At 47.9% G+C, this 2,449-nt stretch carries 2 protein-coding genes; both read left to right on the forward strand.

Translation table 11 applies throughout. The annotated features are described in order from the left end of the window. The coding region (locus tag AS141_RS25770) for a TlpA family protein disulfide reductase (RefSeq protein ID WP_198293631.1) at nt 1–1,295 on the forward strand (1,295 nt) is incomplete at its 5' end. Next, the coding region (locus tag AS141_RS25775; RefSeq protein ID WP_157243608.1) for a TonB-dependent receptor plug domain-containing protein at nt 1,285–2,449 on the forward strand (1,165 nt) is incomplete at its 3' end. The genes AS141_RS25770 and AS141_RS25775, both read left to right, overlap by 11 nt.

A 2,449-nucleotide genomic window follows, 5' to 3' on the forward strand; every position in this document is an offset into this window, starting at 1 on the left:
TGCTGTCAATGTATCTGGATGAATCCAGGATTATAGATCAATATCTTGTCTTTCCGGGTGACAGTATAAAAATGTTTATTGACCTGCAAAAGGGACAGAAGGTTTTTGCCGGTCCCGGTTATGCCCTGTTCGAATTACAGGAGCAGGCAGAAAAACTCCTTGCCCGCATCACCAGAGAAGAGGGGATGAAGCTTCATGTACGCAAAGGGAAGAACCTATTTGGATCCGAAGAAAGATTGGGTGAATTCGAAAAATCACAACTGGACTTTGGAGCCAAGGCCAGGTTGGTACCAATCGATGTGCCTGAAATGCTTAAGGCCTGGAAAGAAACCACTACGGATCCGGTTTACTTCCGGGAATTGGGACATCTGCTTTCCTATTATGAAGGAATTATAGCCCCGGAGATCCTTGCTTATCTAAAGAGTGAACTCCAGTCCGCTTTTTATATCAAACAGACAGGGAGGCTGCAGACCTTACTGGGCTATGCCAAATCTGAACAGGAACGGGATCTGATCCGGGAAACATTTATGAAGATTCTCCCTACATACGATGTAGGACTTAAGACATCCGGGCTGCTTCCACCTCCGGAAAAGCAGATTGCACTCCGTTATAAAATCCTCCAGTTACAGGCCAAACTGGAAAACCAGCGGATAGGAGAACTGATACTAAATTACCCGGACGGGAACTTTAGGGATTTTATACTTGGCAAACATATTTCACAAATGGTAAAGATGGGCACTGAGTCCCCGGAAGAACTTGAAGGATTGGCAGCTCAGGTAATGAATCCTTCCTTAAAACAGCAGGTTCAAGAGCTGGTGGGAGCCATCCAGCCAGAAAGTAAGATCACTGATTTTGTTTTTAAGGATGAGGACGGGAAAGTGTATCGTCTTTCGGATTTTGAGGGTAAGACACTGTTGGTCAACACGTATTTCACAGGGTGTTCGGCATCTTCCTCCTATTACAAAAATGTTCTTTCCAAAATTGAGCAGGAGTTAAAAGGACGCGGTGACTTGGTGCTGATATCGCTTTCAGCAGACAGGGAGGCCGGCATTTGGGAAAAGGGCAATACAAGCGGGCTATATAATTCAAGCAACTGGCTTCGGCTGAATACGGGAGAAGCAGGCTATTCCCATCCGTTTTTCAGAAATTATCTGATCTCCTCTGCCCCCAGACCTATACTCATCGGTCCTGACGGGAGGCTTATTTCCGTAACGCAGCTATATACAGATCCCGATCATCTCAGGGATCTGATCGTCAAATCTATTTCCCAAAAACCAATCAGCCATGTCCAATAAACATACCAGGCTTTTTGTTGGATGCGACCAATTAAACAAGCCGTCTACAAGCTTCCATAAATGTCTGCTTTTGATGCTGGCATTCAGTTTTGTCTTTTTGCAAACCACAGCACAAACCAACCGGTTGGAAGGAACGGTCTTTTCCTCCGATGAGCGGATTCCCCTGCCCGGGGCAAGTATCCGTGTAGGCCAGGGAAACAGTGCTGTGATTTCAGATGAAAACGGAAAATTTTCCCTGGTTTTGGGAGGAAACACGGTGACCTTGACGGTCAGTTTCATAGGTTTTGAGACCGGGGAATTTACACTTGGGCTTCCTTTGGAAGAACCGCTGGAAATTTACCTGACACCGAAATCGCTGAGCCTCGATGGAGTGGAGGTATATGCCACCGGCTATCAGGAAATCCCAAAGGAGAGACAGACCGGTTCATTTGTGGGACTGGACGAAGCGTTGGTAAACAGGAGAACAAGTACCTCCGTGCTGGATAGGCTGGAGGATGTGACCCCCGGATTGGTATTCAACAGAAACGGGTCACGGACAGACAAAATAAGTATCAGGGGCAGGTCAACCCTGTTCTCTGATGCCAGCCCGTTGATAGTTATCGATAACTTTCCCTATGATGGGCCGATAGAGAATATCAACCCAAACGATGTGGAGAGCATCTCGGTACTGCGGGATGCCGCAGCGGCATCTATCTGGGGAGCAAGGGCAGGAAATGGGGTGATTGTCATTACCACCAAAACCGGAAAACAGGGACAGGGCACCCGCGTGAACCTGATGGCCAATGCCACCTTGACAGAACGCCCCGATCCATTCTATCAACCGTTGATGAGCAGCGAAGAATTGATCGCCATTGAAAGGATGCTGTTTGAAGATGGGTATTATACCTCCAGAGAGAATTCGATTAGCCGTCAACCGTTGAGCCCGGTAGTGGAAAATCTGATCCTGCACCGGGATGGTCAGTTGTCTGATCAGCAACTCAGCCAACGCCTGACCGAACTGGGCAACAGGGACATCCGGGAAGACTACCGGAATAAGCTTTATAGAAACGGGCTTGACCAGCAATACAGTCTCAATATCAGGGGAGGAGCGGGGAACTACCGGTATTACCTGGCTGCAGGCTGGGATGGCAACCTGGAAAACCTCCAATCCAACA

The sequence above is a fragment of the Algoriphagus resistens genome (assembly GCF_001442615.1).
GTDB classification, from domain to species: Bacteria; Bacteroidota; Bacteroidia; order Cytophagales; family Cyclobacteriaceae; genus Algoriphagus; species Algoriphagus resistens.